Origin of the sequence: Leptospira wolffii serovar Khorat str. Khorat-H2, assembly GCF_000306115.2 — a bacterium.
Taxonomy (GTDB): domain Bacteria; phylum Spirochaetota; class Leptospiria; order Leptospirales; family Leptospiraceae; genus Leptospira_B; species Leptospira_B wolffii.
On sequence record NZ_AKWX02000007.1, the window covers coordinates 717,571 to 742,087 of the forward strand.

General features: G+C 44.5%; 24 protein-coding genes. 8 read left to right on the plus strand and 16 right to left on the minus strand.

The window, feature by feature from the left end; genetic code table 11:
- Nucleotides 1-26: 26 nt before the first annotated feature.
- The 3 genes from ggt to LEP1GSC061_RS07625 are packed head-to-tail and all read left to right on the plus strand — an operon-like array spanning nucleotide 27 to nucleotide 4,375.
- On the plus strand, nucleotides 27-1,772 hold the full coding sequence (ggt, locus tag LEP1GSC061_RS07615; protein WP_016544966.1) for a gamma-glutamyltransferase: 1,746 nt from the start codon (nucleotides 27-29) through the stop codon (nucleotides 1,770-1,772).
- Between the two features lie 36 nt (nucleotides 1,773-1,808).
- Nucleotides 1,809-3,350 carry a glutamate--cysteine ligase gene (gene gshA, locus LEP1GSC061_RS07620; protein ID WP_016544657.1) on the plus strand — a complete coding sequence of 514 codons (1,542 nt, stop codon included), beginning with the start codon at nucleotides 1,809-1,811 and terminating at the stop codon, nucleotides 3,348-3,350.
- Between the two features lie 2 nt (nucleotides 3,351-3,352).
- Nucleotides 3,353-4,375, plus strand: a complete 1,023-nt coding sequence (locus tag LEP1GSC061_RS07625) for a carboxylate--amine ligase (protein WP_415751828.1) — start codon at nucleotides 3,353-3,355, stop codon at nucleotides 4,373-4,375.
- A 61-nt stretch (nucleotides 4,376-4,436) separates the two neighbouring features.
- Here the strand turns inward: LEP1GSC061_RS07625 and LEP1GSC061_RS21420 are convergent, their stop codons facing one another.
- From LEP1GSC061_RS21420 to LEP1GSC061_RS07675, 10 genes are all read right to left on the minus strand, one after another.
- Nucleotides 4,437-5,171 carry a hypothetical protein gene (locus tag LEP1GSC061_RS21420; RefSeq protein WP_156844509.1) on the minus strand — a complete coding sequence of 245 codons (735 nt, stop codon included), beginning with the start codon at nucleotides 5,169-5,171 and terminating at the stop codon, nucleotides 4,437-4,439.
- A gap of 1,127 nt (nucleotides 5,172-6,298) precedes the next feature.
- Entirely contained in the window at nucleotides 6,299-6,541 is a 243-nt protein-coding gene (locus tag LEP1GSC061_RS07635; RefSeq protein ID WP_040508260.1) for a glutathione S-transferase N-terminal domain-containing protein, read from the minus strand.
- A gap of 7 nt (nucleotides 6,542-6,548) precedes the next feature.
- Complete coding sequence (gene grxD, locus LEP1GSC061_RS07640) at nucleotides 6,549-6,860, minus strand: Grx4 family monothiol glutaredoxin (RefSeq protein WP_040508126.1); 312 nt, start codon at nucleotides 6,858-6,860, stop codon at nucleotides 6,549-6,551.
- A 31-nt stretch (nucleotides 6,861-6,891) separates the two neighbouring features.
- Nucleotides 6,892-7,116 carry a BolA/IbaG family iron-sulfur metabolism protein gene (locus LEP1GSC061_RS07645; RefSeq protein WP_016544900.1) on the minus strand — a complete coding sequence of 75 codons (225 nt, stop codon included), beginning with the start codon at nucleotides 7,114-7,116 and terminating at the stop codon, nucleotides 6,892-6,894.
- Nucleotides 7,117-7,188: 72 nt separating this feature from the next.
- Nucleotides 7,189-7,467, minus strand: a complete 279-nt coding sequence (locus LEP1GSC061_RS07650) for a BolA family protein (protein WP_016545079.1) — start codon at nucleotides 7,465-7,467, stop codon at nucleotides 7,189-7,191.
- Complete coding sequence (locus LEP1GSC061_RS07655) at nucleotides 7,468-8,241, minus strand: ABC transporter permease (protein ID WP_016544906.1); 774 nt, start codon at nucleotides 8,239-8,241, stop codon at nucleotides 7,468-7,470.
- Nucleotides 8,238-9,155, minus strand: a complete 918-nt coding sequence (locus LEP1GSC061_RS07660; protein WP_016544772.1) for an ABC transporter ATP-binding protein — start codon at nucleotides 9,153-9,155, stop codon at nucleotides 8,238-8,240. The genes LEP1GSC061_RS07655 and LEP1GSC061_RS07660 overlap by 4 nt, the downstream gene beginning before the upstream one ends.
- A gap of 76 nt (nucleotides 9,156-9,231) precedes the next feature.
- The gene (locus tag LEP1GSC061_RS07665) at nucleotides 9,232-10,611 is read right to left on the minus strand and encodes a dihydrolipoyl dehydrogenase (RefSeq protein WP_040508127.1); all 1,380 of its coding nucleotides are present in this window, start codon (nucleotides 10,609-10,611) and stop codon (nucleotides 9,232-9,234) included.
- Between the two features lie 148 nt (nucleotides 10,612-10,759).
- Nucleotides 10,760-11,575, minus strand: coding sequence for a hydroxyacylglutathione hydrolase (locus LEP1GSC061_RS07670; protein ID WP_016544227.1), 816 nt, complete (start codon nucleotides 11,573-11,575; stop codon nucleotides 10,760-10,762).
- Between the two features lie 21 nt (nucleotides 11,576-11,596).
- Nucleotides 11,597-11,911, minus strand: a complete 315-nt coding sequence (locus tag LEP1GSC061_RS07675) for an STAS domain-containing protein (RefSeq protein ID WP_016544302.1) — start codon at nucleotides 11,909-11,911, stop codon at nucleotides 11,597-11,599.
- A 279-nt stretch (nucleotides 11,912-12,190) separates the two neighbouring features.
- Between LEP1GSC061_RS07675 and LEP1GSC061_RS07680 the strand changes: the two genes are divergently transcribed.
- Together LEP1GSC061_RS07680 and glpK are read left to right on the plus strand one after the other, a co-directional pair.
- The gene (locus LEP1GSC061_RS07680; RefSeq protein ID WP_016544643.1) at nucleotides 12,191-13,147 is read left to right on the plus strand and encodes an MBL fold metallo-hydrolase; all 957 of its coding nucleotides are present in this window, start codon (nucleotides 12,191-12,193) and stop codon (nucleotides 13,145-13,147) included.
- A gap of 25 nt (nucleotides 13,148-13,172) precedes the next feature.
- On the plus strand, nucleotides 13,173-14,666 hold the full coding sequence (glpK, locus tag LEP1GSC061_RS07685; RefSeq protein ID WP_016544721.1) for a glycerol kinase GlpK: 1,494 nt from the start codon (nucleotides 13,173-13,175) through the stop codon (nucleotides 14,664-14,666).
- Here the strand turns inward: glpK and LEP1GSC061_RS07690 are convergent, their stop codons facing one another.
- The 6 genes from LEP1GSC061_RS07690 to sppA form a co-directional block, all read right to left on the minus strand.
- Nucleotides 14,667-15,953: a hypothetical protein gene (locus LEP1GSC061_RS07690; protein WP_016544871.1), complete on the minus strand. Its 1,287-nt coding sequence runs from the start codon at nucleotides 15,951-15,953 to the stop codon at nucleotides 14,667-14,669. It lies immediately after the preceding gene.
- A gap of 15 nt (nucleotides 15,954-15,968) precedes the next feature.
- A complete protein-coding gene (locus tag LEP1GSC061_RS07695; protein WP_016545003.1) occupies nucleotides 15,969-16,256 on the minus strand; it encodes a hypothetical protein in 288 nt (95 codons plus the stop codon).
- Between the two features lie 51 nt (nucleotides 16,257-16,307).
- On the minus strand, nucleotides 16,308-17,288 hold the full coding sequence (locus tag LEP1GSC061_RS07700) for a PP2C family protein-serine/threonine phosphatase (RefSeq protein WP_016544916.1): 981 nt from the start codon (nucleotides 17,286-17,288) through the stop codon (nucleotides 16,308-16,310).
- Nucleotides 17,285-17,905: a hypothetical protein gene (locus tag LEP1GSC061_RS07705; RefSeq protein ID WP_016544745.1), complete on the minus strand. Its 621-nt coding sequence runs from the start codon at nucleotides 17,903-17,905 to the stop codon at nucleotides 17,285-17,287. Before LEP1GSC061_RS07705 ends, LEP1GSC061_RS07700 begins: the two co-directional genes overlap by 4 nt.
- A 106-nt stretch (nucleotides 17,906-18,011) precedes the next feature.
- Nucleotides 18,012-19,430: an MBOAT family O-acyltransferase gene (locus tag LEP1GSC061_RS07710; protein ID WP_016544839.1), complete on the minus strand. Its 1,419-nt coding sequence runs from the start codon at nucleotides 19,428-19,430 to the stop codon at nucleotides 18,012-18,014.
- Between the two features lie 32 nt (nucleotides 19,431-19,462).
- Entirely contained in the window at nucleotides 19,463-20,491 is a 1,029-nt protein-coding gene (gene sppA / locus LEP1GSC061_RS07715) for a signal peptide peptidase SppA (protein WP_016544496.1), read from the minus strand.
- Between the two features lie 106 nt (nucleotides 20,492-20,597).
- Here sppA and LEP1GSC061_RS07720 point away from each other — a divergent pair, with 106 nt between their 5' ends.
- The 3 genes from LEP1GSC061_RS07720 (at nucleotide 20,598) to LEP1GSC061_RS07730 (ending at nucleotide 24,516) form a co-directional block, all read left to right on the plus strand.
- Entirely contained in the window at nucleotides 20,598-21,503 is a 906-nt protein-coding gene (locus LEP1GSC061_RS07720; protein WP_016545005.1) for an aldose epimerase family protein, read from the plus strand.
- 79 nt (nucleotides 21,504-21,582) lie between these two features.
- Entirely contained in the window at nucleotides 21,583-23,277 is a 1,695-nt protein-coding gene (locus LEP1GSC061_RS07725) for a DNA repair helicase XPB (RefSeq protein WP_040508129.1), read from the plus strand.
- A 21-nt stretch (nucleotides 23,278-23,298) separates the two neighbouring features.
- The gene (locus tag LEP1GSC061_RS07730; RefSeq protein WP_016544929.1) at nucleotides 23,299-24,516 is read left to right on the plus strand and encodes a pyridoxal phosphate-dependent aminotransferase; all 1,218 of its coding nucleotides are present in this window, start codon (nucleotides 23,299-23,301) and stop codon (nucleotides 24,514-24,516) included.
- Nucleotide 24,517 lies beyond the last annotated feature (1 nt).

Here is a 24,517-nt window from a genome sequence, read left to right on the forward strand (position 1 = left end):
CTAGAGACTCAGATTCGAATTTCCAAATGAAAAAAACATTCTTATCGGCAAACCTTTTCCTTCTTCTCGCTCTTTCCCTTTCCGTATGTAAAAATCCGGACCTCAAGATAGAGGGCCGGGAGGTATCCACACGCTACCTGGTTTCCCCGAAACTGGGAACGGATCCCTCCACTCTTTACGCCGAATCCAAGAACATTATGATTTCCACGGATTCCAAGGAAGCTTCCGAGGTAGGTTTGGAGATTCATAGAAAAGGAGGAAATGCGGTGGATGTCGCAGTGGCCTCTTCTTTTGCGGTATCGGTAACCCGTCCTCAATCCACAGGGATAGGAGGAGGAGGGTTTCTGGTTCTTCACGACGCTAAGTCCAAAAGGTCTTACGCTTTCGATTTTCGGGAAAGGGCTCCTAATTTAGCGAATCGTAATATGTATAAGAGCAGGCCTAAGGAGGAATCCTTACTCGGTTATAAGTCCGTAGGAATTCCGGGAACGGTAGCCGGGCTCGTCCTTATCCATAAGAAATTCGGAAAACTATCTTGGAAGGAGATTCTTGCTCCTTCTATCCGATTGGCGGAATCCGGATTTCCTATCTATCCCGATTTGGCCGAAGCCATCCAAGAATCCGAAAAGGACATGAGTGCGGGGATGAGAAAAATTTTTCTTCCGAACGGAGAAGCTCCTAAGCAGGGGGATATACTCGTACAAAAAGATTTGGCTAAGACGTTGCGGATCATTTCCGAAACGAAGGACGAGGACTTCTATAAAGGAGGAATCGCTAAGGAACTTGCCAGATTATCTTCCGAGAACGGCGGCCTTATCGGAATCAAGGATCTACAATCCTATAAGGTAAAAGAGGCGATCCCGCTTGAGATTCCCTATAGAGGATACAGGATCCTGACCATGGTGCCTCCTTCTTCCGGAGTGCATCTTCTCACCATGCTTCGAATGTTGGAGACGAAGGAATTACATTCTCTATCCGATTTCTCCTCCAGCGATTTCTATCATTTTCTCGCGGAAGTCATGAGAAGGGGTTACTCGGATCGAGCGGTTTTTGGAGGAGACCCGGAATATACTAAGATTCCCATAGAGACTTTACTTTCCGAAGAATATGCTCGTCAGAAAATCTCGGATTTTAATCCGGCGAGGGCGACTCCCAGTTCCACCTATCTGAATAGATTGAATCTAAAGACGGAGTCACATGATACTACTCATATATCGGTTGCGGATGCGGAAGGAAATGCGGTTTCTACCACTCAATCGGTCAATTATCGTTTCGGAGCGGCGGTCGTTTTGGACGGTTACGGTTTCGTGCTGAACGATACGATGGACGATTTTAGTAGGTCTCCCGGAGAACCGAATGTTTACGGTTTGATCGGAGCGGAGGCAAATTCTATCCAACCCGGAAAGACCCCTTTGAGTTCCATGTCTCCTACGATCGTTCTGAAAAACGATGAAGTATATTTAGTCACCGGGGCTCCCGGAGGTTCCTACATAGTGAACGCGGTATTGCAATCCTTGATTTTTAATATAGATCTCAAACTGACTCTTTACGAATCCGTGGCTAGAGGAAGAATCCACCACCAATTCTTTCCGGACGCTCTTTCTATGGAAGGTCCTGCCACCGACACGGCAACTTTCAATCAGCTCAAAGCCAAGAAACATGAGATACGTTTGGGAAACAATTATGCGAAATTATTCTCCGTGAAGAGGGAAAACGGAGTCTTATATGGGGCCTCGGATCCTAGAGGAGATGGAGTTCCTTTGGGAGAATGATTCGAAATTCTCCGCGTAGAATCTAATGGAATTTTTATGAAGAATTTGGAAGCGATCGGTTTACAACAGAATCTTAGGCATGCGGTCAAAGCAAAGCATGGGCTGGAAAAGGAGAGTATGCGTATCTTTCCAGACGGAAGAATTGCGACCACACCTCATCCGGAAGGTCTGGGTTCCAGTCTTACCAATCATTTTATTAAAACGGATTTTTCCGAACCGCAGTTGGAGTTCGCGACGAATCCAAGGCCCCGTATCGAGGCGATTGTGAGGGAATTGCAGGACCTACATATCTACACTTCTAGGCACCTAGACGGAGAATGGATCTGGCCTTTCAGTATGCCTCCTATTCTTCCGAAAGAGGATAAAGATATTCCTTTGGGACAATACGGGCATTCTTTTTCGGGAGAATGGAAAACGGTTTATCGTAACGGATTAGGTTTACGTTACGGAAGAAGAATGCAGACGATCTCGGGTGTGCATTATAATTTTTCCTTCTCGAATCTGTTCTTACGTCAGTTTTTGGGTAAGGATATCGCCAAGTTTACGAAAGAGGAAATCTCGGAATTATATCTGGATGTGACCCGTAATTTCATGAGAAGGGTGCCCGATCTCATGTATCTTACTGGCGCGACTCCCGCTTTCGACGAGACTTTTCTTCCCGTTTCGAGCGATTTTCCTTTTACCAAACATAAGAATCATACCTACTATGCGCCGTATGCGACTTCTCTTAGGATGAGCGAAATAGGATATACGAGCAAGGTCCAAGACGAGTTACCCATCAATTACAATTCCTTAAAGGAATATATTTCGGGTATGTGCTATGCGGTAGGAACGACCTACTCGGAATACGCGGGTTTCGGAGGAATTCCAAACCAACTCAATGATCATTTTCTGCAAATAGAAAACGAATTCTATTCTCCGATTCGTCCTAAACAGATTCCTAAAAATGACGAAAGGCCTTTGGACGCTCTCCAAAGCCGCGGTATCCAATACATAGAAATTCGTTGTTTGGATCTCCAACCGGAATCTCCTACGGGAATCCACAAGCCAAGCCTCGGGTTCATTCAAATGATTCTACTAGATGGACTCTTAAAAGGAAGTCCTTCCATTGATCCTAAGGAGAAATTACGAATCCGGGAGAATACTAGACGGGTACTATGGGAAGGTAGAAAGCCCGGATTGAAATTACTCGGAGACGAGGGGCAGGAAATTGATTTCTTAGAGCAAGGAAGGACATTCACCGAATCTCTTTTCCCGATTGCGGAGGACCTGGACAGGCATACCGGTCGCAAATTCTACCAGGAGACTTTGAATATCATGCTTTCTAGATGGAATGATCCGAAATCGACTCCGTCCGGAAAGCTAGTTCGGAGACTAGTAGAAGAAGATTGGGAATTCAGAGACTTAGGAGTTCATTTGGCAAAGGAGAATTATAGGAACCAATCCCAGATGGAATTGACTCCAGGAAAATGGAGTATGTTCGAGAAGGAAGTCCAAAAATCCGTCTTGGAAAGAACTAAAATAGAGGAATCCGAAAAGGTTCGAAAATTTCCTACTGCGAGAATTTGCAACCATTGAAACTGAAATTGCAGCCGGGAGAATATTTAGATCCGGCAGAATTCACTCTTAAGAATTTCGAGGATCTGGAGATTTCCAGTCAAATCATAATCCGAGACGCATTGAATCGAGGTTTAGAAGTGGAGATCCTGGAAAGGAAAAGCCATTTCATTAGGATTTCAGGAAAGGGAAATAGCCAACTCGTAAAGGAGGCCTCAAAGACTGCCTTGGATTCTTATATGACCTTCCTTGTAATGGAGAATAAGAACGTCACGAAAAGAATTTTAGAAGAATCGAATATAAATGTGCCGAAAGGGATCACTGTGACGGACCTGGACTCCGGCTTGAATTTCCTGCGAAAAACGGAATCGCTTACAATGGTGGTAAAGCCAACCACAACGAATTTCGGAATCGGCATCACGGTGCTTCCTCCTAGATCCGACGAGTCTTTGAAAAGGACTGCGATAGAAAAAGCCCTGGAGCTATCGGAAACCGCCATCATAGAGGAGTTCGCTCCGGGAAATGAATACAGGTTCTTGGTCATCGGAGAAGAATGTGTGGCGGTATGCAATCGGATTCCGGCCAACGTAATCGGCGACGGTAAGAAGACGATCCTAGAACTTGTAGAAGAAAAAAATTCCGATCCAAGAAGAGGAGTCGGTCATGTCACTCCGTTGGAGAAAATCCGGTTAGATGAAACGGAACTGGGAGTTTTGCAAGGAAACGGATATTCTAGGGATTCGGTTCCGGAAGAAGGAGAGAAGGTTTTCTTACGTAAGAATTCAAATATCAGTACGGGGGGCGATTCAGTCGACGTGACGGATATCGCTCACGAATCCTACAAACGTCTCGCGGTGAAGGCGGCCAAGGCGGTGGATGCTAAGATCTGCGGTGTGGATATTATTATCGCGGACAGTCTAGATAAGGAAGGGGATTACAGGATACTGGAGTTGAATTTCAATCCGGTATTATATATCCATAATTATCCTTTCCAGGGCAAGGATAGGAGAGTGGGGGAGAAGATTCTGGATCTTCTCGGGTTTTAAGATCGAGTCGTCCTCGCCTTCCATGCGGTTAAGAAAATCTTCGTAAGCCGGCCGAATTTTCCTAATATCGAATCACTTCCCAGTTTCGATCCAAAATCATTTTATCTACCGCATCCGACTTTTTAAGATAAAGAACGAGTAGTTTTGTTGATTCATCCAATGGAATCCAAAGGAAAGTCGGATGGTTCAATAAGCTTCTATCCTCAGGTAGTATTTCGAAAGCAAAGAATGAGTCGATAGAAAGAGTTTTATACTCGGGAGGTTTAAGGTATGTGGCTGCTGCAAATAATGCAGGAGAGTCGTCGTTGAAAAATTTGAATTTCGGATGAGCTATGACCAAGTTAACATTCTTCTCTAAAAGGTAATTGAGCGTGGAGTAACGTTTGTGTCCGCTTTTTAAGTTTTCAAGGACTCGAAAACGATTCGGATCTTTAATGTTTTTGTCCGACAATCCGAGCATATCGATCGTATACAGTTTGGAATAATACGGGATAGCTCCTGCGGCAGTAACGCTAATACGAACCTCCGTATCTCCGAAATACTCGTGGAATTTTTGTCCTACAAGACTCCATTTTTCAAAAGGGCCTTTTAAATGCCATTTGAGTATTTGTATGGATTCGATTCCTGTATAACTGAATGGAACCGCCATTTTATCTTTAATCCTGAAGTAAAATGAAGAAAAAGTAATGGTGAGTAGAATCGGAACGATTGCTATTTTTCCGAATGCTTCGTTGAATGCGAATACGGTTAGCAATATTATCAATGGAAAGAAAGGAACTAAGAATCTAAATTCCATAAAATCCCCTCCAATTGAAAGCAGATAGCAACTTTGTGCAAATAAGGTTAAGATGCAAAGTCCGAGAAAGCTTAAATATATGGCTTTTCCTTTTTTACTGAAGTAGAAGATCGAAACTATGAATAGCGGTCCAATCCAGTATGTAGTAAAAAATAAATGCAGATACTCCACGCCGGATAGAAGATTGAATACAAAAAGACCTTCGGTCTTTGCGCTTAGAGTATTCGGAAATATGGAACCGTAAAAGTGAATTTTCCAGGTTAGCCAAAGTAAGATAATCCCAAGGAAGGGGATTAGAGCAGTTAGCGTTAATTTTACGGTTCCCTTCACTTTTTCCTTTATCAAGTGAATAAGGAGATAAACGCCAGTAATAGTTATAAATAGCCCTGAGTCCATTCGGGTTAAAAATAACAAGGCTAGCAATAATCCTATGGTAAAGAATTGCAATTGGCCGTGTTTTTTATATTCAAGTATGCCTTGAACACAGTAGATGGATCCTAAAACTAAAAATGTGACGAGAGGGGTCTCTAAGCCCCCGGTTGCGTAAGAAGAGAATGAATAATTACTGCCGAGTAAAAATAAAAAAGATGAGATCAGGAAACTGTCGTTCCAAGTCCTTCTCGCTAGAAGAAGGCTCGTGATTAAGGTCCCGGTATATAATAAAATGCCTAACGCGATTGAAAACGTTTCCGGCTGGAAGCCGATTTTCATTCCGAATGCTATCAGTAGGGTCCATAAGAAATTGGTATAGCCTTCGACTCGCTCTCCGGGATTGAAAACGAGTCCGTATCCTTTGTTTAAATTTTCCGCATAGCGAAAAGATATAAAAGCGTCGTCTTGCAAAAACTGATTCTGGAGAGCAAACCAGATAGACCATAAAATGATTATGTACGGAAGATATGAGTAAAATCGCTCGAAGTATTTAACTGGTATAACTTGCGATCTGATGGTATTCATTTGCAATTGGATCCTTGGTTTTGCAAATTATTATCATAGCCGAAACGAGCAAGGACAAAATCTTTGTCGGGAGCATGTAGGGTTTAAGTTGAATAGATACCTAGAGTATAAAGTTTTCTAAAATTAGCAAATCCCGGAATTAGTGACTAATGCGCGTCTTGAATCTGATGCTATTTATCAGATTTCTTTTTTACGTAGTCTACGATATCCCTGGATTCGTACATTTTCCGGTCCCCGTCTACGAGAAAAGGTACCTGGCTCACTCCGCCTAGTCGGATGACTTCTTCCCGACCCGGGGTTCCCCGGCTTGCCTCTACCAATTCGTAATCCTTTCCTTCTTTCAGACCGAGTTTGTCGAAAGAGTCTCTAACATAAGCACAATAAGGACAGGATTCAAATTGGTAGAGTTTCATCATCGGATTAATTTCCTAATTTCTTCTGGAGTTCTCCGCTCTTTGCCATTTCAACCACGATATCGTGACCGCCTATAAACTCTCCGTCAACGTAGAGTTGTGGAATGGTAGGCCAATTGGCGAATTCTTTGATTCCTTCCCGAACGTTTTGGTCGGAAAGAACGTTGAAAGAACCGTAATCCGTTCCTAAACTGCGAAGCACGTTCGTCACTCCAGCGGAAAAACCGCACATAGGGGCATCCGGAGTCCCTTTCATGAATAGGAAGACCTTCTTAGATCCGATCATTCCTTCGATTTTGTCTTTCAATTCTTTGTCCATACCTTACGTCTTTCTTCCTTATATTTATGAATTATACAATCTTGGTTTCCAATCCTAAAGCGTGGACTTCTTCTTTCAGCTCGTCCTTAAGGGTGGAGTAGACCATTCTATGTTGCTCTACGACCGATTTTCCCGCAAAGCCGGAATACTTGACGATCGCCTTGATATGCACTCCGTCCCTGTAAGGGTCTAAAATTTCCACTTCGGCCCCGGGTAACCCTGCTTGGATTTTCTCTCGGATTTCTTGTATCGTCATTCTCTTTCTTCTTAGACAGTTTTACTATATTTAAGCAGTTTTTAAGATGCCTTCTTGGACAATCTTTTTTCCTTAGGAAGACGCTCCCGTCTTGAGTTCCAAGGCGTGGATTCCCTTCTTCTTTAAAAACGGGTCTAAAACTGCGTAGACGGCACGGTGTTGTTCTAAGAGGGATTTATTCCGAAAATCGGCGCTTTCCATTCTCACTCGAACATGAGTGCCTTTTTTTAGTTTATTCGGATTTCCGGAATGCCCGGCATGTTCCGCGGAAAAGTCTACCACTTCCAATATCGTAGGGGAGAATTTCTCTCTTAGTATTTCCTCGATCTTCTCTGCTGCTTCTTCTATCATTTAAGTCCTCGTTCCAAATCCTCTACTGAGTAAAAATACGGAGAGGGAATAAAGGAAGATCGTTCCTAACACCAGGAGTCCGATCGCGAAACCGGGTTCGATATCGCTTACTCCTAAAAATCCGTATCGGAAGGCGTTTACCATGTACAGAATCGGATTGAATTTCGATACGATCTGCCAACCCTCAGGCAACATTCGTATAGAATAAAATACCCCGCCGAGATAAGTCAATGGAGTCAGGATGAATGTAGGGATGATCGTCACATCGTCGAATTTCTTTGCATACAACGCGTTCAGAAACCCTCCCATGGAAAACATCAAGGCAGAAAGAGCTACCGTAACGATAACGACTCCTACATTATACAATCTGAGTTCCGTGAAGAATAGGGAAACCAGAGTGACTATGAAACCCACCAGAATTCCACGAATCACTCCCCCGATCGAATATCCTAGTACGATCAGATAGGCAGGTGTGGGGGAAACCAGAAGCTCCTCGATATTTCTACCGAACTTCGCACCGAAGAACGAGGAGACCACATTATTGTACGCATTCAGAATCACGGACATCATCACGAGTCCGGGGACGATGAACTGGATATAAGTATGACCACCCACATCACCGATTTGGGAGCCCACTAGCTTGCCGAAGATCAAAAAATATAAGGAAATCGTAATTCCGGGAGGTATCAGAGTCTGTATCCAAATTCTCAGAATTCGAACCGTTTCCTTTCTGACGATCGTGGAGAATGCGTTGTATTTCTCGTAAAAGTTCACAGCTTTTTCTCCACTAATTTCAGAAAGAGCTCTTCCAAGCGATTGGATTTGTTTCTCATGCTTGTGATCCGGATCCCTTTCTCATCCAAGAGTCGGAATAGATCGTTTAGGGAATGATGTTTACTGATCTCCACTTCGATCGTTTTTTCGTCCACTCTGTGTAAAGCGAAACCGTTGAGGGAAGGCGGAGTGGAAATAGGTTCCAATAAGTCCAGGATGAACGTTTCGGTATCCAATTTTACGATGAGTTCTTTCATGGAAGTGTTTTCCACGATTCTTCCCTGATCTATGATCGCGATCTTCCTACAAAGATTCTCCGCTTCTTCCAGGTAATGAGTGGTGAGAATGATGGTGATTCCGGATTCGTTCAGTTTTACCAAGAATTCCCAAAGGGATCTGCGAAACTCTATATCCACTCCGGCAGTAGGTTCGTCTAGAATAAGAATCTTAGGATTGTGGACCAAGGCCCTCGCAATCATTAGCCTTCTCTTCATTCCTCCGGAGAGCCTTCCGGCACCTTCTTTGCGCTTTTCGTAGAGCCCTAATTGGCTCAGATATTCTTCTGTCCTTTCGACTGCCACCTTTCGGGAAAGACCGTAATAGCCTCCTTGGTTGATGACTATATGTTCCACCTTCTCGAAGATATTGAAATTGAATTCTTGCGGAACGACTCCTATAAAGGACTTGGCCAAAGTTAGGTCCGTGTCTATGTCAGCTCCGTAGATTTTAACCTTTCCGGAGGTCTTATTCACTAAAGAGCTTAGGATTCCGATGGTCGTCGATTTTCCCGCTCCGTTCGGACCGAGCAATGCGAAGAATTCTCCCTCTTCGACCGTGAGGTTGATCCCCTTTAAGGCCTGTACTCCCCCCGAGTAGGTCTTAACCAAATTTTCTATCTCTAATGCTTTATTCATTTGGAAGAAAAATTACACTCCCATGTAATCGTTTTCCACCTGGCCCCTTTTCGCAATCTTTTGCCGCTTGAAAAGCTTAAGAGCCCAGTATTTCCCTGGCTTTTCTCGCCGCATTTCTTGCAATTTCCGGTAATGCCGGGTGAACATAAATCATCTTTAGTAAGTCCTCTAGAGTCCCACCCATGGTCATTAGGAGTATGAAAAGATGGATCAGATTGGAAGCTTCGTCTCCTATAATATGGGCTCCTAGAATCTTTCGAGTCTTAGGGCTCACTAGGATTTTCACGAAGCTATCTTCGGAGAGCCTGGCCATTCCGGTGGCGCTAGAAGAATAGGGATTGATCGCCGAAATATATTCCGTTCCTTCTCGGATCAGTTCGTCTTCCGTCTTCCCGACCGCAGCTACCTGGGGATGAGTGAATACCGCGTGGGGAACGGGAGGATATTCTATCACCGACCTTTTTTTATCCACGTATAAAGATTGGAAAAGAGCTTCTCCTTCAAAATTGACAGAGTGTCTAAAGAAATACTTTCCTATGATATCGCCGAAAGCGTAAACTCCAGGAGCCGTGGTCTCGAGATATTCGTTCGTCCGAATATAACCTTTCTCATCCAATTGTACATCCGTATTCTGCAGATCCAACCAGTCCGTATTCGGTCGGATTCCGGTGGCCACAAGTAATGCGTCTCCTTCTAGAACGAAGCTGCCATCGTTATCGCTCTTACAGTAGAGTGTGAAGGTTCCGTTTTGATAGGAAACCTTTTCCACCTGTGTTCCCAATCGCACGTCATGACGTTTGGAAAACGCTTTTTCGAAAGTATCTACCACGTCTTTATCTTCATGAGAAAGCATTCTTTTTCGGACAATAAACGTAGTCTCGGAGCCGAAGGAAGAATAGGCGAAGCCTAATTCTAGGCCTATATATCCGCCTCCGATCACGAGCAATTTCTTCGGTAATTCAGTCCGTCTCAAGGCCTCTCGGCTTGTCATATAGGGAGTTCCTTCCAGTCCGGGGATATCCGGAATGAACGGACGACATCCAGCGGTGATGAAGATTCGATCCGCAGTGATACGTTCTCCGTTTACTCGAACGATCTTATTCTCCTCGAACCTTCCTTCATGGGGATAATAATCGATATTCGGATTCTTCTCATACGCGGGAATAATACTATTCGAGTCCGCATCCACTGTCGCGGATACCCTTTCCACCAAGGTCTTAAAGTCCACATGGTAGGGGCGGGGAATGTCTAGTTGGAAGCGGGAGGAATCTCCTGCCAGCGCCAGGATCTCCGCAGGATAAATCAGCATTTTGGACGGAATGCATCCGCGATTTAGGCAGGTTCCCCCGAGACGGTCTTTTTCCAGAATGGCTACTTTATAGCCCAGCTTGGAAGGAGGGGTAACTAGCTTCGTTCCTCCTCCGGAACCTATGACTAGAATATCGTATTTTTTCATGCGTTTAGGACAATTGAGAATGGAGTATTCCTCGGGAAAAGAAATCTTTCCAAAGGACATCCGGGAATCTAGGAAACCCGTTCTCTATTCTCTATGTATTATTAAAATATTAGATAGTATCCGGATGGCACTTGGATGAAAAAAGAAACTACCATTTATCACGAAGAGATCTCAAAGCCAGGAATAATGCTTTGGGTTCTTTTTCCAAATTCTCGTTTCCGATATTCTTTCGGATTCCTTGTACAAGAGCATCCTTAGGCTGGAAAACCAGGAAGAACGGATTGAATTCTCTCTCTTCCGAGAAATCGGTCGTCCAAAATTCCTTATCCTTTTCTAGGGATTCGGCTTTTTGCAATGCCTTGCGTGCCGCTCCGTTTTCCGGATCTAGATGCAAACTGAATCGCAGATTATTGAGTAGATAATCGTGTCCCGGATAGAGTCGCACGGCACCCGGCAAAGAACGAAATGTTTCGGATACGGTAGAATAGAGAGCCTCCGGGTTTCCCCCATTCTTACAGTTTCCCACTCCGGAGTTAAAAATCGTATCTCCCGTAAATACGCTCTTAGGTTTCCCATTCTCCCATTCTAAAAGACAAACATGTGCGAAGGTATGACCGGGAGTGTATAGAACCTCTAGATAAGAATCTCCGGAAGAATCGGAGAGTATTCTTTCCTTTTCTCCCAATGCGACTGTCGCTCCGGGGATCTTTGAAATTGCGTTCGGATGCGCGAGTATCTTGGAGCCGAATTCTCGAACCAGGCCTTCGTTGCCGGAAGTATGGTCCGGGTGTTCGTGAGTATTGACTATAGAATCCAGATCCCAGGATTTGGATTCTAATACTTTTCGAATTTGCTCCGAATCGTAAGGATCGATGCATAGAGTTTCGCCCGTATCTTTCTGCCTGACTAGATAGGAGAAATTGCGAAGCGGACTATGCGTATAGATGCGAACGATTTCCAACATCTGCGAAAGAAGAGCGGCGGATTAGGGAATAATATCCAGATGCTTATCTAGATTGGCGATTCTTAGGATGGTCATCACATCCCGGCTCAGATTTCTGAGTCTTAAATGGCCGTGGCGTTCGGTGATGTATTTTTGGGTATTGAAGATAGCCCCGATTCCGGAGGAGTCCAGATAGACGTCCCCTTCGAAGTCTAGGATGATCTCCTTATACCCCTCGTCGAATTGTCGGATTACGAGTTCTTTTAACGCAAATGCATTCTTTAGGCTTACATTGCCCTGGATTTTGACGACGCAAATTCCATCTTCTAAAGAAACGTCTGTCTGAAAACCTTCCAAGTGAACGGCTCCGAATTCTCTATTTCTCTGACTAACCTCAAGGTAAGAATACAACGTAGTTCCGTAGAAAACGGAAAAGACTAAGGTTCGAAACCGGGAGGACCCGAACTCTGAGATTAATTTGTGGCAAAGCTGGGGTAAACTCTTTTTTCCGGCAATTTTTGGGAGATTTCTCTTACGTTTAAGATAAGAAATCGCTGGCAAAATGTAATCCCTGCGAAAAATTAAGTGGGCGATTTTATAGAAAAACCGGGGATTTCGGACGATAATTAGAACTGTATGCGGATAAAATTTTGGGGAGTTCGGGGCTCCATTTCTTCTCCCGTTCCGGGCGATTCGATTCGCTCTAAGATACTCAGAATTCTGAGCTTGGCCTCGCCGTCCGATCTGCAAAGCCCGGAGGCGATAGAGGATTTTCTGGATTCCTTGGCTTTATCCAATTGGAGTACGTACGGCGGAAACACCACATGTATCGAGATCCGGGATAGGGAAGACAAACTCGTCATCATAGATGGCGGAACCGGACTACGAGAATTAGGAAATTCTATTTTATCGGAAGGTTATGCTCATGGAAAGGGCTCGGCCGTCTGGATTTTCACTCATACCCACTGGGATCATATCCAGGGAATTCCATTCTTTGTTCCTCTTTATACTCCCGGAAACAAATTCGAATTCGTGAGTTCCGTGGAAAATTTGGAAGAAAGGCTTCGTTACCAACATACTTTCACTCATTTCCCGGTGCCTTTCGACGGTTTCAATGCGGAGAAGATATTTCGCCATGTACCCGAGGGGAGAGCCTTCAGGGTTACGGATTCCGTGACTGCGATTTCCAAAGCGGTTCGACATCCAGGTGGTAGCTTTTCGTATCGATTCGAGGAGGACGGTAAGTCTCTCATCTTTGCCTCGGATGCAGAGTTCAATCTGGACGAGATGGAGAATATAGAGGATTATCTGAATTATTTCCGCGGAGCCGACGTTTTAGTTTTCGATACCCAGTATACTTTCGAGGAATCCCTCCAAAAAATCGATTGGGGGCATAGTACCGCATCCATGGCTACGGATATTGCTCTCCGAGCGAATGTTAAAAAGCTGGTCATGTTCCATCACGATCCGTCTTACGACGACGAGAAATTGGACGCGGTATATTTGCGAGCGATCAAATACAAAGAAATGTTTGATCCCGACAACCAATTAGAAATCATTATGGCCAGAGAAGGTCTTGAAATCCAAATCTGATCCGATCCATTACGGAGAAAAATAAATGAGCGAATATATTATCGGTATAGATGCCGGAACAACCGGCATACGGACTTTTTGTTTCAATAAGGCTGGGAACGTAATCTCCAGCGCATACTCCGAATTCAAACAGCATTTTCCTAAGCCGGGCTGGGTGGAACACGATGCGGAAGAGATTTGGGCAAAGACCGAAAAACTGATTCTAAAAGCCATACGCAATGGAAAATTAAAACCGGAAAAGGCGGTTGCGATCGGGATCACCAACCAAAGGGAAACCACTGTATTATTCGATAAGGACACCGGAAAACCGGTATATAACGCGATCGTATGGCAATGCCGTCGTACTTCCGATTTTTGTTCCGGCTTGAAGAAAGAAGGTCTCGAACCCACATTCAGAAGAAAGACGGGGCTCGTAGTGGACGCTTATTTTAGCGGGACCAAGATTCGATGGATCCTGGATAATGTGAAAGGTGTTCGTGCCAAGGCGGAGAAGGGAAAGGTTTTATTCGGAACGATCGATACCTATCTTCTATACAGACTTACCAACGGAAAATCGCATAAGACGGATCATACGAATGCGAGTAGGACTCTTATATTCAATATAGAGAAGAAAGAATGGGATAAGGAACTATTAAAGATTCTGCAAATTCCAGAGGCGATTCTTCCCGAAACCCATAATTCCAGCACTCTTTTCGGAAGGACGGAATCCGTGGCCGGATTACCCGACGGAATTCCTATCTCTTCCTTGGTAGGAGACCAACAAGGTGCGCTTTTCGGGCAACTTTGCACGGAACCTGGCGAGGCAAAGAACACCTATGGAACGGGTTGCTTCCTGCTTTTCAATACCGGAAACAAACTACAGATCTCCAAAAACAATCTGATCACCACTTTGGCCTGCGGTCCTGAAGGGAAAACAGTGTATTGTCTGGAAGGCTCTATCTTTATCGGCGGAGCGGTAATCCAGTATCTTAGGGATAATTTACGTTTCTTTAAGGAATCCAAGCTCTCAGAAAAAATGGCCGCTTCCGTGAACAAGGAGGACGAGGTCGTATTCGTGCCTGCATTCTCCGGTTTAGGCGCTCCTTATTGGGATATGAATGCTAGAGGTGCAATTTTGGGGCTTACCCGGGATACGACCCAGGAACAGATCACCAGAGCCGCATTGAAGTCTATCGCATTGCAATCCTACGAGCTTGTGGAAGCGATGGAGAACGATACGGGAGCCAAATTAAAAATCCTGAAAGTGGACGGTGGCGCTACGGCCAATAATTGGCTTATGCAATACCAATCGGATATTCTGGGCAAAAAAATCGTTCGACCTTCCAATCTGGATACAACAGTCCTAGGAGCCGCCTATCTGGCGGGTTTGGAAAGAGGTTTTTATTCTTCCGTTGCCGAATTGAAGAAAAAGCAAAAGGCGAGCAAGGAATTCTCCCCGAAAATGGGAAATTCCCAAAGAGAGAAGGAAATCCGAATTTGGAAGGATTCCGTAAAAAGAATTCTTACCCCGGAAAAATAACTAATAGTTAAAGGAAGCCAAACTGAATTCCAGAGGCTTTCTATCCGACGGGATCGCCGCTCCTACGACCAATTTTGTTTGGTCGTAGCGAGGGATCTCTAAAATCGTACCCTTGGGTATTTTAAAATATTCGAAACTATCTTTTTCTTTCCGGGAGAGCAGAAGATCGAAACGTATTATTTCTAAGAATTCTTCCGTTAGAAATAGTAACTTTTCTTTCGTTACTGAATAAAGAGAAATCTCCCTTCCTGTAGAGTGTAGATTGTATTTCTCGGAGGGTAGGGTAGTAAATTCCGATTTGGAACGAGAGCCTAATTTTATTTTTTCCGAATCTTCTTCTTCCCTATATACGACGAAATTTCCTTCTTCGTAATAAATTCTACGGGAAAATCTTCGAAAGATTTCCTTTTCTACGATTTCCTCGAAGGACTCTCCCGGTTCCGGTTTCTTGATGGGGCTTGCTAGGATTTGTTTCCAACGGTTTTTAGAAACGTTTCTCTCCACCATCCTTCTTACAGGAACGGATAATTTAGGAACGGAAAAGCGAAGAATCCTCTCGTCGATTTTATTTAAGATCGTATTTAAGAAAGGCCCGTGGATTAACGGTAAAATCTCAATGGAGAAGATCCGGTCTCTCAGGAATTTTGCAAATTCGGCTTCGTGAGAAAATAGATTGGATACTAATTGTTGCTCTTCGCTCGGAGTTCCCGCATATAGTATTTTTACGAGTCTAAAAAGAAAGGTCTTACTCTCCGCATCGAAGTAGAGATCTTCGATTTTACGAATCACCATTTCTTCGTCCAATTCCGGGTTCACGATATCTCGTAGAGAAAGATAGCGAGTGGATTGCATTCTTTTTCTATTTTGCCTAGAAAGGGAAAGCGTTTCGTTTCGCATCGCGCCTAATTGTGTAAACCGGCCCTCTCTTCGGATCCAAACAGGAACGTTACCATGACAGGAATAAGGATTGGAAAGAATGGGATATTCCCTGCCGTCAAAAATCTCGTATGACCTTTGCGGAAATCGAGCCTCTTCCGAGATGACTTTTTTGCCTTGTAAGCTCAAGTAACTAGGGTTACGCATAGGACCGCTCGGATAGTCCCGTCTGTCGTATCGTATATTATACAGGAATTTAGGAATTAAGGAGGGTTGGGAATATAGATAAGGAAGTTCTTCTATATCTCGGGGAGAAAAATCGTAAAAAGGGGAGATCTTCGAATCCACCCTCGCTACCGAATCCGGAGTGCATATAAAGAAATGATAATTCTCCCCCTCGGTATGAATCATTCGTTTTGGATCGTATCAATCCTCTCCCACTAAGTCGGGATGTAAAATGGAAAGTCCCGGCGGCTCGTGTCGTCTTTTGGAGAGTTTGGAGACCAATTTTCCTTTGAATAGAGTCCAATCGTAGGTCTGTTTTAGATCCAGAATCTCTTCTTCGAATCCGTATTGTAGAAAATCCAGAGTCTCCTGTTCGGTCATACCGGTGACCAGGCAACTATCCGAAACTACACGTAGAATTTTGCGGATATCTTTTTCATTCCAATGTAGAAGCGAATTGAATCGCTCCACCCAATATTCCTGGTCCATGGCAACAGATTTATAGGGGGGAATCTAGTTTCAACCGAGAAAACGGGATTCTTAAAGTTTGCGTACGACTAAGAGGCTCATATCGTCTTGGATTCTGCCTCCCGTATGCTTTACCACGTCCGTGAAAAGATCATCCATCAGTCTTTCTATATTTTTTTTAGGGACGGATTCCAGAAATTTATACAGATTCTCTCCGTAGTATTCGCCTATATTTCGGTTCTTTTGTTCGAAGAGACCGTCCGTAAAGCAGAAAAGAATATCGTCAGGATCCATTTTAAAACTTAAGGAATGCTTGGTTCGTTTGAGAGGAGGATTCATGACCGTGGAAAGAAATTTACCGTCGGTGCCTACTATTTCGATTCTATCTTCTTTCTTTTTGTAAAGCACCAAGCTAGGATGGATTCCCGAATGAAGAAAATTGCCTTCCGAATCGGCTCGCATAAGAAGAAAGGTCGCATATAGGCTACGATGGATATGAGGGTAGATGCCGGTTCTTTCTTCCAAATGTTCTATAATCTGATCGATGATTTCATGCGGGTATTCGTTTTGGTGAACCAAATGAGTCATCTGATTCATCACCATCATACTGAATAGGCCCGCAACATAGCCGTGACCGGAAGTATCTCCGATCCCCATCCAATAGTTACCGGTCCTATCCTTTAGAAAATTATAGAAATCTCCTCCGATCGGATTGTATGTGAGACACCGCCCTCTGATTTCGTAATTCTCGTCCACGAAATCCAAAGGAAAAACGTAATTCTGCATCCGGTTATCGCCGCGACGGAATCTCTTAATGATCTTTCCTAATTCCTGCTCTTTGGGAAGCACTCTCTCCGTGAGAAATAGCACGAATGCCGAGTAATTCACGAAGACGGTAAAACAAGAAACTAAAAGAATCACGATGGTCGGACGCACCGGAGGCGTATAAAATTGTAGCCCGATAAAGGTGCAGATGATTACGGAAATATTAAGTACCAATACCACCGGCCAGGCGTCTCGGATGTATTGTTTAATGGAGGAGGAAGTTCTCATTTTACCTTGAAATAAGCGTGGCCTTGGTATTCTTTCCTGGAATAATTCCGTCTGGAAATCTGAAAATGATCGTCTTCTGAATGAGGATTCTTGGTTCCGTCCACCACTCCGAAAGGTTTCTCTCTATAGCCGGAATCATAGATCATGGGAATTATGGAATCGGAACCTCGGTCGTAATGATACAATAGTTTACGGGAAGAAGAACCCAAATCCGAAGTTTTTTGGGAGGAAATTTGCCTTCCGTCTTTCGAAACCGATTCTTCCGAGTCGATGTTTTCGGTAATCAACAAGACCCAATTTCCTTTGGATCGGTATTTTCCTGATCCCTCGATTCGAATCCGACGAAAAATCCCGCCATCCTCTATCTCTCTAATATAGATTTTTTGGAAAGATTTTTCCTTAGCGTTGAATTTTAAGATCTCGGAGTGTTTTTCCTTATAATAGACCGAGGTTAGGGGAGAAAGGGGTGGCAGCCTTTTTTCGAAGATTCCGTCCAATTCCGCATCCGGGGCGCTTTGCGGTTGGGTGGGCAGTTCCCGGATCCAAGAAGGGGGATAGCAGTCTAGTAGGAAAATCTGAACCAGAAATATTAAAAATAGATGAAACACTTTCTGCATGGGAAGGAACTATCGACCGGCAAATCTCCGGTCGAATATTAGATCTTAAGCATTATCCGCCGTTCCAGGCTGAATCCGGAAGGAAGTATTGGCAAACGGAAATATTTTAAAATTGGAAGTAGATGAACTCTCCGCCCCCGTCTCCGAAAATGCCCAATAATAGAAGCATAAGAACGGAAAAAGCGGGTAAAAGCCATCCGAAACGATTTTGAATCCTTTCCTTTAGATTCGGATAGTATTGGACCGCATTCCAAAAGAATGCCAGGAATACGAAAAGTAGTAGTTCTTCCCAGCGTAGTATTCCTTTTCCACCGATAAAATGTAGGAAGCCTTTGAAATATTCCCCGGCGAGTTTTAATGAGGCTGTGCCTGCCGAAGCGGTTCGGAAGAATATTCCGGAGATCGCGAAAAGATGAATGATGAGAGTCACCCTCCAAAAGCGCGAGAAACCTCGAGGTTCCTTTTCCTGTTTGGGATCCGCAGGTCCTAAAAGTCTTTCGACTCCCAGGATCATTCCCAAATACGCTCCCCAAATAATATAACCGAAATTCGCACCGTGCCATAGCCCGCCTAGGGTCATGGTGACAAGAGAGTTCCATTGTGTTTTCCAGAAACCGCCTCTACTTCCTCCCAAAGGAATATAGAGATAATCTTTCAGCCAGGTGGAGAGAGTGACATGCCAGCGACCCCAAAATTCTCTAAAGCTAGGCGAGAAGAATGGACCACGGAAGTTCTCGGGAATCTCGTAGCCCAGAAGATAAGCGGAACCTCTAGCGATATCCGTATATCCGCTAAAATCGCAATATACCTGGCTCACGAATCCGAACATGGAAAGATACAAACTGAGAGAATTGTATTCTTCCGGATGGGTAAAGATCGGCTGCACGATTCCGGAAATATTATCCGCAATCACCACTTTCTTGAATAGGCCCGAGAGAATGAGAAAGATGGCCCATTTAACCCTTTCAAAACTGATGGAAGGTTTATCTAACTTCGGAAGGAAGTCCGTGGTCCTCATGATCGGTCCCGCAATCAATTGTGGGAAGAATAGAATGAACAGAAAATAATCCAGAGAGGAGATTCTCTCGGGAACATGGTCCCTATGTATGTCCACTTGTAGGGCTACGAGCTGGAATGTGTAAAAACTGATGGCCAAAGGAAGCGGAATATGGATGCCTTTTCCGAATTCGGAGAAAGAAGAAGAACCTGCAAAGAAATCCAAGGAATCCAAAAAGAAATAGAAATACTTAAAGAACGCCAGGTTTAAGAAGTTCAGTATTACGATGAAACTCAAGAGACGAAACGTATCTTGGCCTTTGGTCTTTTTCTCCCAAAGTTTTAAGGAGAAGAAGAAATTCACGGCGATTACCAGAAGGAAGTGGATCGTAAAAGCGAAACCGGAATAGAAATAGAAAATAAACGAAGATACGAAGAGAAGCCGTTTTCTAAACTTCTGGGGAATCAGCCAGTAAGTCAAAAAAGTAAAGGCGAATAGCCAGATATAAGGTTGTGAGTTGAATAGCATTCTCGAAAGGGTCCGGTTCTAACTTTTTCTATTTAGGGGGTATAAAGATAATACATCCGGAAATCCCGCCATTGTTTTCCCGGAATCAATTCTTCCAGGACGCCTTGGCTTGCTTGTCCGTTGTTTTGGATCTGATAGAAATTTTCCGGAACGGATTCCTTATAGGAATAGAATATGATCTTAGGAACGGCGCCGGGAGAAGAGGCTTTGTATCCAGGCAGCCCTTTGGTTACGGTTACAATATTTTCGAAATATCCTATGGAATCTACAAGGCCTTTTTGCTGCGCCTGCTTCGCGCTATAAATCCGTCCATCTGCAAGAGTCCGGATTTCGTTCTCTTTCAATTTCGGTCTGCCTTCTTTTACGATAGTAAGGAATCTCTCGTATGTCTCGGTGATGATATCTTCGTAGACCTTTCTTTGTTCCGGAGTGAATTCTTCGAAGGGGTTCCCGGTAGCCTTATTCGGACCGGACCGAATCGTAGTGCTTCGGATGCCCAATTTGTCCAAGGCTTCCTTTGCATTCACATTGAAAAGAATGACTCCTATGGAGCCCGTGGTAGTGGTAGGGTGAGCCATGATATAATCAGTAGCCATAGCGATGTAATACCCGCCGGAAGCCGCCATATCCATGAAAAGAGAAACCACGGGTATATCTCTCTTTTTCTTGAATTCTTTGATTTCGTGATGGATGATATCGCTAGCGGTAACGGAGCCGCCCGGGCTATCGATTTTTAAAATGACCGCTTTGATATTCTCGTCCCTTTGGGCCATGGTCAGCTGGGTTTTTACGCGGCCGACTAGACTTTCTTTGGATCCGCCGAGTAAATTACCCGGACTAGAATGTTCGAAGATCTCTCCCTCTATCGAGATCACTAAAATCTTATCCTTTCCTCCCGGAGTAGTTCCTACCACGATTTTCTCTTGTGGAACTGCGAGAGGTTGGGACGGAAGCGGGATACTGATGCAATCGTAAAAATGACAGAGTGTAAACGAGATTAGTAAAAGGGCGCTTCTATTCGGAAATTTCATGCAAAGGCCTTTGTCCATTCTGGAAAGCATAGGTATCGCTTCAATTCCTTTCCCGACTTAGGCTTTCTCCAAAAAAAAGGGAAGGACTCGTTTTTTACTTTCCCTCTCGGAGCATTTTCCCAACCTCCTTCCCGCAATGTACGAATTTCGGACGGAAAGTTCTCGATTTTTTACCGACGGAACTCATTGGCATTCTTGGGAATGGAAGCCGCGTTCTGATAAGGATCCGATCCAGGTACTTGCCCCTTTTCGAGAAAGCGACGCACCTTTCGGATCCGGAAATTTCTTGATGTTCCCTTGGGTCAATCGGCATGCTTCTACGGAACTTTCCTTTAACGGAAAGCCGTTTACTTTCCCGGGAATCCAAAGAGACGAGAGCGGTTTTCCCGTTCACGGTCTAGTACATTCTCTCGAAAGAAAGCCGATCAAGATTCGTCCCGACGGAAAAGGCGGAGAATTTAGAGTGATCTTTCCGGAAGAATGGAGGGATTCTCCGATTTCGGCGATCGCGATCCGGGAAGAATACTTCATCGAAGAGACCAGTTCCGGAATTCTTCTCAGCCTAAAAACAAGATTCAATAATATGAAAGCCGATTCGATTCGGTTTGCTTACGGTTATCATCCGTATTTCTCCTTGGGCGGTCACAGGGATGATTGGAGACTCTTTCTACACCTGGATAAGAATCTGGAACTGGACGATAAATTGGTTCCGATACAACCGGGTATTTCCAATTCGATCGATTCCGTAATTCAGGACGGAAAACTTTCTTCCCTGGATCATTTATTTTACGGAAAGGATCCTAGAGTCGTTTTAGAAAATTCGAAACTAAAATATTCGATCTCCGTAATTAGTCCTCCTCCGGAAGAAGGACAGATCGCTCTGAATTACTACCAAATCTATACTAAACCCGATTTCAGTTCGATCGCAATCGAACCTTGTAGCGCTCCCGGAAACGCTTTGGTGTCCGGACAAGGACTCAGCGAGTTGAAAGGCTATTCGGAGATTTGGGGAGAATGTAGAATTCTCGCGAGAGTACTATGATTCGGCCCTATATTTTCTTTCTTCTTGACAAGGAAGGGGTCATTTTCAGTCTAAGTTTTAAGGGAGATCCCGTATCCAAATGAGTAAACCGTTAATAGTTCAGAGTGATAAGACCATGCTTCTCGAGGTGGATAACCCCGAATTCGAGGCTTGCCAGCTGGTCGTGTCCAAGTTCGCTGAATTGGAAAAAAGTCCCGAATACTTGCATACTTATAGAATTTCTCCGCTTTCCCTTTGGAATGCAGCCTCTATCAAAATGAGTGCGGATGAAATCGTCCAGTGCCTAGAGCAATATTCCCGCTACTCTGTTCCTAAAAACGTGGTCAACGAGATCCGTGAACAGATCGGAAGATACGGAAAAGTAAAACTAGTAAAAGAAGAGAACGGGGATCTCTGTATCATCTCCAACGAAAAAGGATTTCTGCAAGAGATCTCCAATCACAGAGCCGTTCAACCTTATATCGAAAAGACGATCGGAGATAAGATCTACATTAAAAAAGAGTTCCGGGGTCATATCAAGCAAGCGCTGATCAAGATCGGATTCCCAGTAGAAGACTTAGCCGGTTACGACGAAGGAAACAAATACGGATTCAACCTAAGACCTACCACTAAGTCCGGTAGAAAGTTCGGAATGAGGGATTACCAAAGAGCTTCCGTGGAAGTCTTTCATGCGGGCGGAGGAAATGAAGGCGGTTCGGGAGTGGTCGTGCTACCTTGCGGTGCCGGAAAAACCATCGTTGGAATCGGTGTGATGCAGATTGTAGGGGCGGAAACGTTAATTCTAGTCACGAACACTCTTTCTATCCGCCAGTGGAAAAACGAAATCCTAGACAAGACGGATATCCCGGAATCGGATATAGGAGAATATTCCGGAGAAGTGAAGGAAATCAAACCGATCACGATCGCGACCTATAATATTCTTACCCATAGAAAGAAGAAGGGCGGAGACTTCACACATTTCCATCTTTTCAGTGCGAACAATTGGGGACTCATCGTTTACGACGAGGTGCATTTGCTTCCCGCTCCTGTTTTCCGTATGACTTCGGAACTACAGGCGAAGCGTAGGCTGGGACTCACCGCTACTTTGGTTCGTGAGGACGGATTGGAAGAGGACGTATTCAGTCTGATCGGACCCAAAAAATACGACGTTCCTTGGAAGGAATTGGAAAGCAAATCCTGGATTGCAGAGGCAAAATGTAAGGAAATCAGAGTCGCAATGGAAGACGATCTCAGAATGAGATATTCCATCGCGGATGATCGCGAGAAATTCCGTCTGGCTTCCGAAAACCCGGAAAAACTTCGTGCGATCGAACTCATCATGAAAAAGCATTCCGAGTCTCATCTTCTCGTAATCGGTCAATACATCAACCAATTGGAGGAAATCTCCAAGAAGTTTAAGATTCCTTTAATTACCGGGAAAACTCCTTTGGGAGAGAGACAGGAACTTTACGATGCTTTCCGATCGGGAAGAATCAAATCTCTGGTAGTAAGTAAGGTTGCGAACTTCTCTATCGACTTACCCGACGCGAATATCGCCATCCAGGTATCGGGAACTTTCGGATCCCGCCAGGAAGAGGCGCAGCGTTTGGGAAGGATTCTTAGGCCGAAGGGAGACGATAATACCGCGGTGTTCTATTCCTTGATTTCCAGGGATACGAACGAGGAAAGATTCGGACAGAATAGACAATTATTCCTTACCGAACAAGGTTACGAATACGAAATATATACTCTGGACCAATTCCGGGAATCCCTAGAAGAAAAGGTCGGAGCTTAAATTAATACAAGCGAGGTATCAATGGAGTGGAACGCTAGGAGGCTGGATGTAATCGAGCCTTCACCTACTTTGGCAATCAGTGCCAAGGCGGCCGAGTTAAAAAAACAAGGCGAAGACATCGTGAGTTTCGGAGCCGGAGAACCGGATTTCGAAACGCCCGCTCATATCAAAGAAGCGGCCAAGAAAGCGATCGATAAAGGACAGACCCGTTACACGGCGGTATCGGGAACGGTCGAATTAAAAGACGCAATCATAACCAAATTCAAACGGGACAACGGTCTCGAATATTCCAGAAACCAAATTATCGTAGGAACCGGCGGTAAGCAGGTGATTTATAATTTCTTCCTCGCGATTCTGAATCCGGGGGACGAGGTGATCATACCTGCGCCTTACTGGGTGAGTTATGCGGATATCGTACGATTAGCGGAAGGAAAAGCGGTCATCGTTCCCACCTCTAAAGAAAAGGAGTTTCGTATCTCTCCTGAGGAATTGGAGAAAGCGATCACTCCTAAGACCAAGGCTGTCGTAATCAATTCGCCTTCTAATCCGACGGGTTCCGCCTATTCTCGAGCGGAGTTGGAAGCACTGGGCAAGGTTATCTTAAAGCATAAGATCATGGTCCTAAGTGACGATATCTATGAAAGCATAGTGTTCGACGGATTCCAATTTTCGAACTTGGCTATGCTTTCTCCTGAATTGAAGGAACTCACTTTCGTGGCAAACGGAGTATCCAAGGCTTATTCCATGACTGGTTGGAGAATCGGTTACGGCGCTGGGCCGGTCGAAATCATCCGTAATATGGATACCATCCAAAGCCAGTCCACTTCCAATCCTTCTTCCATTTCCCAAGCGGCAGCGGAAGCGGCTCTGACCGGAGACCAAGAATGCGTGAAAGAAATGGCAAAGGCCTTCCAAAAACGCAGGGATTTGATCGTGGGACTTCTCCGACAGATTCCGGGTGTGGAAGTGAACGTGCCGCAGGGCGCATTCTACGTATTTCCTTATCTGAGCGGCGTATACGAAACGGAAGGTTTCAAAAAGCTCGCAGCTTCTTCATCGGAAACCAGTAAGAGCAAATTATTCTGTGCTCATCTTCTGGATAAATACAAGGTCGCCGCCGTTCCGGGAATCGCGTTCGGAGACGACAATGCATTAAGACTCTCTTATGCGATGGGAGAGAAGGATATAGAGAAGGGTGTAGCGAGAATTTCGGAAATGGTTCGGGATCTCTCCCGTTAAA